Here is a 6,000-nt window from a genome sequence, read left to right on the forward strand (position 1 = left end):
CTATCAACTATCAACTATCAACTATCAACTATCAACTACTTACCTATCAACTATCAACTATCAAACTATCAAACTATCAAACTATCAAACTATCAAACTATCAACTATCAACTATCAACTATCAACTACTTACCTATCAACTATCAACTACTTACCTATCAACTATCAACTATCAACTATCAACTACTTACCTATCAACTATCAACTATCAACTATCAACTACTTACCTATCAACTATCCACTACCAAATGAGTATATTTTTTCACGAACAATTATATCGATCGCCAGAACTAATGGCAAAAATTGCTGAGTTTCCCGTAACGATTTGCGGGGCTGGTGCTTTGGGGGCAAACTTAACGGAGAATTTAGCGCGATCGGGGTTTTCGCAATTAACAGTTATCGATCGCGATCGCATTGAAGAACGCAATTTATCGACGCAGCCCTATTATAAATCGGATGTGGGAGCATATAAGGCTAAGATTTTAACTAATACCATTTATCGTGCCTTGGGGGTTGCGGTAAACGGAAAATCTAAGGAGTTAACCCCTGAAAATTGTTCGCAACTGCTGCGTAATGCCCATTTAGTTATCGATACTTTTGATAATAGTTCATCTCGTCAAGCGGTTAAAGACTATTGCCAAGAAAATAATCTTGCTTGTCTTCATGTTGGACTCTCTAGGGATTACGCTGAGATTATCTGGAATGACAAATATCGCGTTCCTTCTGCTATGAATGACGATATTTGCGATTATCCTTTAGCACGTAATTTAGTTTTACTTGCGGTGGCGATCGCCAGTGAAGTCATTATCAAATTTGTAGCGAGAGGAGAACAAAACAATCATACCCTGACACTAGATGACTTTGCCGTTAAACCTTTTATTGCTTAATTTATTTTTCTTGAAAATCATGCTAGAACGTTTATTCTTTTGGTTTGTTGCTTCTTTGAAAGCATTAATGAGAAGTCATTTTATTGCTTGGAATCTTTTTCTCGCTTTCATCCCTTTTGCCTTAAGTCTTTGGTTATTCAAAAGTGGAAAATCTCGTTCTTGGTTATGGTGGCTAGGTTTACTAACTTTCCTAGCTTTTCTGCCTAATGCACCCTATGTTTTAACAGATACGGTGCATTTAATTAACTTTATTCGTCATGGGTATTCAATTTGGATTGTAACTCTAGTTTTGATTCCTCAATATACTCTCTTTTTGGGTGCTGGATTTGGCGCTTATGTTTTATCTTTAATCAATTTAGGAGATTATTTAAAACAAGAAGGAAAATCAAGATTTATTTTTTCCTGTGAATTAATGCTCCATTTTCTCTCTGCTGTCGGGATATTTTTAGGACGCTTTCAGCGTTTTAACAGTTGGGATTTTGTGACAAAGCCCATCGATGTTTTTCACACAGGTATTGCTAATTTTTACGATCCCATGAATGTTTTAATTATCGGCATCACTTTTGTTGTTTTAACGATGCTTTATTGGCTGGCTAAACAATTGGCGATCGGTTTAAAATTGAGGTTTCAACAAACTAAAGGAATACGATTTTAGCATTGTTCATTGTTCATTAAGAATTTTAACAACCGATCGCGCATTGTAAAGACTCATCGCTTTTTCTAGCCCTTCTTTCAGACTCATTTCGATCGCGGCGATCGCCAGATCGATCGTTTCGGAAACAATCGGTTTTTCTTCGGGGGTAAATTTCCCTAAAACATGAGAAATTGTTTCTTTATCGGCAGTTTTTTGGCCGATACCGATGCGAAGACGAGGAAAATTTTGCCCTCCAATATGGGCGATCGCCGACTTAATACCATTATGCCCTCCCGCAGACCCCGATAAGCGAATTCGCAACCGTCCCACCGCTAAATCCAGATCATCATAAACCACTAATAATGATTCTGGTTCGAGTTTATACCAATCCATCACCGCACGAATGGATTCCCCCGAAAGATTCATATAAGTTAGAGGTTTAAGTAAATAAATTTTATGATTTCCTAAAGCGCGTCCCTCGGCAAAATAGCCTTTAAAACGGCGGTTTTCCTGCCAAGACATTTGCCAGAGTTTAGCGAGATCGTCAAGGACTTCAAAACCAATATTGTGACGAGTTTTGTCATATTTTGCACCAGGATTACCCAAGCCGATAATAAACTGAGGAATTGTACCCATATTAAGGAAAGCGATCGAGAAAAAAAGATACGATAATAGGGTTTTGTTACAGATTAAGATAACACACCCTCTATCTAGACTCGCGATCGCTCCGAAAATTTTCCTCGCTGATAAAGTTCTACTTTTTTTCAATCAATAGAATTAAAGATTAAAGAAACCTAAAAAAGTGGAGGCAGACATTGAGTAAAAATATTGAGTAAAAATGCTGTCTCCACTATCAGTAAAGATATCAATAACTTTTGTGAGTTAAGTGACGTTGGCAAGAATAGATTTGGCCTCGAGTAACTCGATCGCGGCCTGATATTGAAGATCACGATCGCCACCAATTTCCTGCAAAGAAATCGGTTCTTGGGCAACGATCTGATCAGGAGTAATACCTAACTTATTAATATCGTGATGGCTGGGAGTTTCGTATTTAGCGACGGTAACGGCTAAACCAGAATCATCGGGGAGTTCAAAAAGAGATTGAATCAATCCTTTACCAAAAGTTGTTTCTCCCAATAATTTAGCGCGATGGTTGTCTTGTAATGCCCCAGCTAAAATTTCACTAGCACTAGCGGAACCTTGATTAACCAAAACCACCAGGGGAGAATCCGTAATAGCACCGCGATCGGCATCAAAACTGCCCAACATTCCCTGACGATTGACAGTATAAACAATAGGTACATCATTGAGCCAAAGACGGGCAATACCTACACCTGCTTGTAAGAGTCCCCCTGGATTATTCCGTAAATCAAGGATATAGCCCTTGGCACCGCGATCGCCCAGAGCCGCGATCGCCCGAGCTAATTCTTGGGTTGCATTGGCGCTAAATTGGGAAAGACGCAAATAGCCGATAGGAATTGTACCTGTGGTATCGAGATTAGCGCTGACGGCCTTAAGAATAATGCGATCGCGGACAATTTCTACGGTTTTTTCCTCGGTTTCTTCCTCGTGATCGAGAGTTAAAACAACGCGAGTGCCAATTTTCCCGCGCATTTTCATCGCCGCTTCATCCAGGGATAGATTTTGAGTAGAAACCCCATCAATTTCGAGAATGCGATCGCCAGCGCGAATTCCCGCCCTTTCCGCAGGAGAACCGGCGATCGGGCTAATCACCTGTAATTGTAGAGTTTGCGGTTCAAGATTAATTTGTACCCCAATTCCCGTTAATTCCCCCGAGGTACTCACCTGCAAACTGCGATACTCTTCGGGACGAAGCAAGCGCGTATAAGGATCGTCTAAACTAGCCAGCATTTCGTCAATGGCCTCATAAGCGTCTTCGCGATCGCGGAATGGATGTTGCAAATATCGTTGGCGCATAAACCACCAATTTTGCCCATTAAAGCTGTCATCAACATAAGACTGATTAACAATGCGCCATGCTTGCAAAAATACCTTCTGGTCTTCCGTAAAAGCCAATGCTTGGGGAGTCCAGACCAAACTCGAAACCAGCACCGCGATCGCCATCAACCATCCTAACCAAAATCTTCGTTTCCCCATGAGTCCTGCTTAACTAATTTTTTATATTCTAATCTGGGAGCGGGGAGTGGGGAGAGTTGGGGAAGTGTTGACTGATAATTGATTAAGTCGTGTTACATTTTTTAAAGGGGAGTTTAAGGATTCTTCCTCCTCTGCGATCGGGGTTTCACTCCCCTGTCATTTATCCTTCTTTCATTTTTTTCAACCTGCCAGGGTGGTAAGCGTTGGACTAAACAACATTTTTCCTTAAGGAATTCGGACTTCATGTTTATTAAGCAAGCAAGAGAATCAAAAACCTATCAGTGGTTTCAAGAACGCTTGGACATTCAGGCACTCGAAGATGATATTGCCAGTAAATACGTTCCCCCTCACGTCAATATTTTTTACTGTTTGGGTGGTGTAACGTTGGTTTGCTTCGTCATCCAGTTTGCCACGGGTTTCGCCATGACCTTCTACTACAAACCCACGGTGACGGAAGCCTTTAACTCCATTCAGTATCTGATGACTGAAGTTAACTTTGGCTGGCTAATTCGTTCCGTTCATCGTTGGTCTGCAAGCATGATGGTGCTGATGATGATTCTCCACGTTTTCCGAGTTTATCTCACCGGCGGTTTCAAAAAGCCTCGGGAATTAACTTGGGTCACGGGAGTTGTTCTCGCAGTGATTACCGTTAGTTTTGGCGTAACGGGATACTCTCTCCCTTGGGATCAAATGGGTTTCTGGGCGGTTAATATTGTCTCTGGGGTTCCTGCCGCTATTCCCGTTGTTGGACCGCAATTAGTCGAACTCATGCGCGGTGGTGTATCCGTCGGACAAGCAACTTTAACTCGCTTCTACAGCTTGCATACTTTCGTTTTACCTTGGTCGATCGCGGTCTTCATGTTGGCTCACTTCTTGATGATCCGCAAGCAAGGCATTTCCGGTCCCCTCTAAACTCGGGACAAAAGCGCGATCGGGTAAGAAATTAAAGTATTTTATCTTGCCCGTACCTTTTTTTATGATTGAATGCGAACTCGCGATCGCAATTAAAATATTTCGTGAATTCAGGAGACTGTTTTTATCATGTCAACTCTCAAAAAGCCGGATCTAAGCGATCCCAAACTGCGTGCTAAACTTGCTCAAGGCATGGGTCATAACTATTATGGCGAACCCGCATGGCCGAATGATTTGCTTTATGTATTCCCCATCGTGATCATGGGAACGATCGCCTTATGTATCGGTTTAGCGGTTCTTGACCCCGCAACTGTTGGCGAACCTGCTAATCCTTTCGCAACACCGTTGGAAATTTTACCGGAATGGTATCTTTATCCCACCTTCCAGATTTTGCGGATTTTACCGAATAAACTGTTAGGAATTGCGGGAATGGCTGCGGTTCCCCTGGGTTTAATTTTGATTCCTTTTATCGAAAACGTTAACAAGTTTCAAAACCCTTTCCGTCGTCCTTTAGCCACGGCTGTTTTCTTATTTGGAACGGCTGTAACTCTCTGGTTGGGTGCCGGGGCGATTTTCCCCTTAGATAAGTCTTTAACCTTGGGCTTATTCTAGATTAAGATCATTTAAACAAATAGTAGGGGTTTGGTGAGCAAACCCCTACTATTGTAAAAAAGTATATCTAACATCATATCTATCATATCTATGAAAATAAAAGTTATTGTTTGGCAAGAAGAAGATATGTGGTGTGCAACTGTTCCAGCTTTACCGGGTTGTCATACATGGGGAGAAAACTATGAACATTTAATAGAAATGGTAAAAGAAGCAGTTGAAGGATGGTTAGAAGTGGCTAATGAGAAAGAATTACCTACTAGCGATCAACAATTAGTAGAGATTTCTATATGAAATCAATTTCAGGTAAAAAATTGTGCAAGATTTTAGAAAAGTCTGGCTGGATACTAACAAGAATTAAAGGAAGTCATCATATTTATACGAGAGAAGATATTTCTACAATTATCGTTATACCCGTACATGGAAATAAAGATTTACCCATAGGCACTTTAAAAGGGATTCTCAAAGATGCTGACTTGACTGAAGATGATATTTAAACGCGATCGCACTCCTACACTTCTCTACCTCAAAGCGAGATCGACCAGTGCGATCGACACAGTTCTCTGTATTAGTTTTTCACCACTTACATATCTTAGATATCAAGTTCTATACATAAACCAATTACCGACCTGACAGCGAAGGCGATCGCCTTCAACAACTCAACATCGATCTTGATACTCTTGAATAGAGTAGAGAAAAGCGATCGCCGTGAGATAGCGCAATTGATAGTATAATAAAATATAGACCTTTTTCTCTTTTGAGGCAATGGTACAACAACTTTCTCCCCCATCGATTGACGACGACCTTCTCTATCCTGACAGTGACGGTAAACCTTTGGCT

At 41.0% G+C, this 6,000-nt stretch carries 9 protein-coding genes; 6 read left to right on the forward strand and 3 right to left on the reverse strand.

Annotation, left to right across the window (positions count from 1 at the left end):
- The first annotated feature begins 248 nt into the window (after positions 1 to 248).
- Positions 249 to 887, forward strand: a complete 639-nt coding sequence (locus JUI58_RS18240) for a ThiF family adenylyltransferase (protein ID WP_204105235.1) — start codon at positions 249 to 251, stop codon at positions 885 to 887.
- 19 nt (positions 888 to 906) lie between these two features.
- A complete protein-coding gene (locus JUI58_RS18245) occupies positions 907 to 1,542 on the forward strand; it encodes a DUF1361 domain-containing protein (protein ID WP_239121564.1) in 636 nt (211 codons plus the stop codon).
- 6 nt (positions 1,543 to 1,548) lie between these two features.
- On the opposite strand, the gene pth is transcribed toward JUI58_RS18245, so the two are convergent.
- Complete coding sequence (gene pth, locus JUI58_RS18250; protein WP_204105236.1) at positions 1,549 to 2,157, reverse strand: aminoacyl-tRNA hydrolase; 609 nt, start codon at positions 2,155 to 2,157, stop codon at positions 1,549 to 1,551.
- Between the two features lie 246 nt (positions 2,158 to 2,403).
- The gene (gene ctpA / locus JUI58_RS18255; RefSeq protein WP_204105237.1) at positions 2,404 to 3,639 is read right to left on the reverse strand and encodes a carboxyl-terminal processing protease CtpA; all 1,236 of its coding nucleotides are present in this window, start codon (positions 3,637 to 3,639) and stop codon (positions 2,404 to 2,406) included.
- 243 nt (positions 3,640 to 3,882) lie between these two features.
- Between ctpA and petB the strand changes: the two genes are divergently transcribed.
- From petB to JUI58_RS18275, 4 genes are all read left to right on the forward strand, one after another.
- Positions 3,883 to 4,551, forward strand: coding sequence for a cytochrome b6 (gene petB, locus JUI58_RS18260; protein WP_204105238.1), 669 nt, complete (start codon positions 3,883 to 3,885; stop codon positions 4,549 to 4,551).
- Between the two features lie 129 nt (positions 4,552 to 4,680).
- On the forward strand, positions 4,681 to 5,163 hold the full coding sequence (gene petD, locus JUI58_RS18265; protein ID WP_204105239.1) for a cytochrome b6-f complex subunit IV: 483 nt from the start codon (positions 4,681 to 4,683) through the stop codon (positions 5,161 to 5,163).
- A 90-nt stretch (positions 5,164 to 5,253) separates the two neighbouring features.
- The gene (locus JUI58_RS18270; RefSeq protein WP_204105240.1) at positions 5,254 to 5,454 is read left to right on the forward strand and encodes a type II toxin-antitoxin system HicB family antitoxin; all 201 of its coding nucleotides are present in this window, start codon (positions 5,254 to 5,256) and stop codon (positions 5,452 to 5,454) included.
- A complete protein-coding gene (locus JUI58_RS18275) occupies positions 5,451 to 5,657 on the forward strand; it encodes a type II toxin-antitoxin system HicA family toxin (protein WP_204105241.1) in 207 nt (68 codons plus the stop codon). Before JUI58_RS18270 ends, JUI58_RS18275 begins: the two co-directional genes overlap by 4 nt.
- A gap of 95 nt (positions 5,658 to 5,752) precedes the next feature.
- Here the strand turns inward: JUI58_RS18275 and JUI58_RS18280 are convergent.
- Positions 5,753 to 6,000, reverse strand: a 248-nt coding sequence (locus JUI58_RS18280) for a hypothetical protein (RefSeq protein WP_204105242.1), incomplete at its 5' end; no start/stop codon positions are given.

This window comes from Spirulina sp. CCY15215, assembly GCF_016888125.1.
GTDB lineage: Bacteria > Cyanobacteriota > Cyanobacteriia > Cyanobacteriales > Spirulinaceae > CCY15215.

Excerpts from the sequence above, each read along its gene's own strand:
- ctpA (WP_204105237.1), bottom strand. The coding sequence starts at position 3,639 with ATGGGGAAACGAAGATTTTGGTTAGGATGGTTGATGGCGATCGCGGTG.
- petB (WP_204105238.1), top strand. The coding sequence starts at position 3,883 with ATGTTTATTAAGCAAGCAAGAGAATCAAAAACCTATCAGTGGTTTCAA.
- JUI58_RS18270 (WP_204105240.1), top strand. The coding sequence starts at position 5,254 with ATGAAAATAAAAGTTATTGTTTGGCAAGAAGAAGATATGTGGTGTGCA.
- JUI58_RS18245 (WP_239121564.1), top strand. The coding sequence starts at position 907 with ATGCTAGAACGTTTATTCTTTTGGTTTGTTGCTTCTTTGAAAGCATTA.
- JUI58_RS18275 (WP_204105241.1), top strand. The coding sequence starts at position 5,451 with ATGAAATCAATTTCAGGTAAAAAATTGTGCAAGATTTTAGAAAAGTCT.
- pth (WP_204105236.1), bottom strand. The coding sequence starts at position 2,157 with ATGGGTACAATTCCTCAGTTTATTATCGGCTTGGGTAATCCTGGTGCA.
- petD (WP_204105239.1), top strand. The coding sequence starts at position 4,681 with ATGTCAACTCTCAAAAAGCCGGATCTAAGCGATCCCAAACTGCGTGCT.
- JUI58_RS18240 (WP_204105235.1), top strand. The coding sequence starts at position 249 with ATGAGTATATTTTTTCACGAACAATTATATCGATCGCCAGAACTAATG.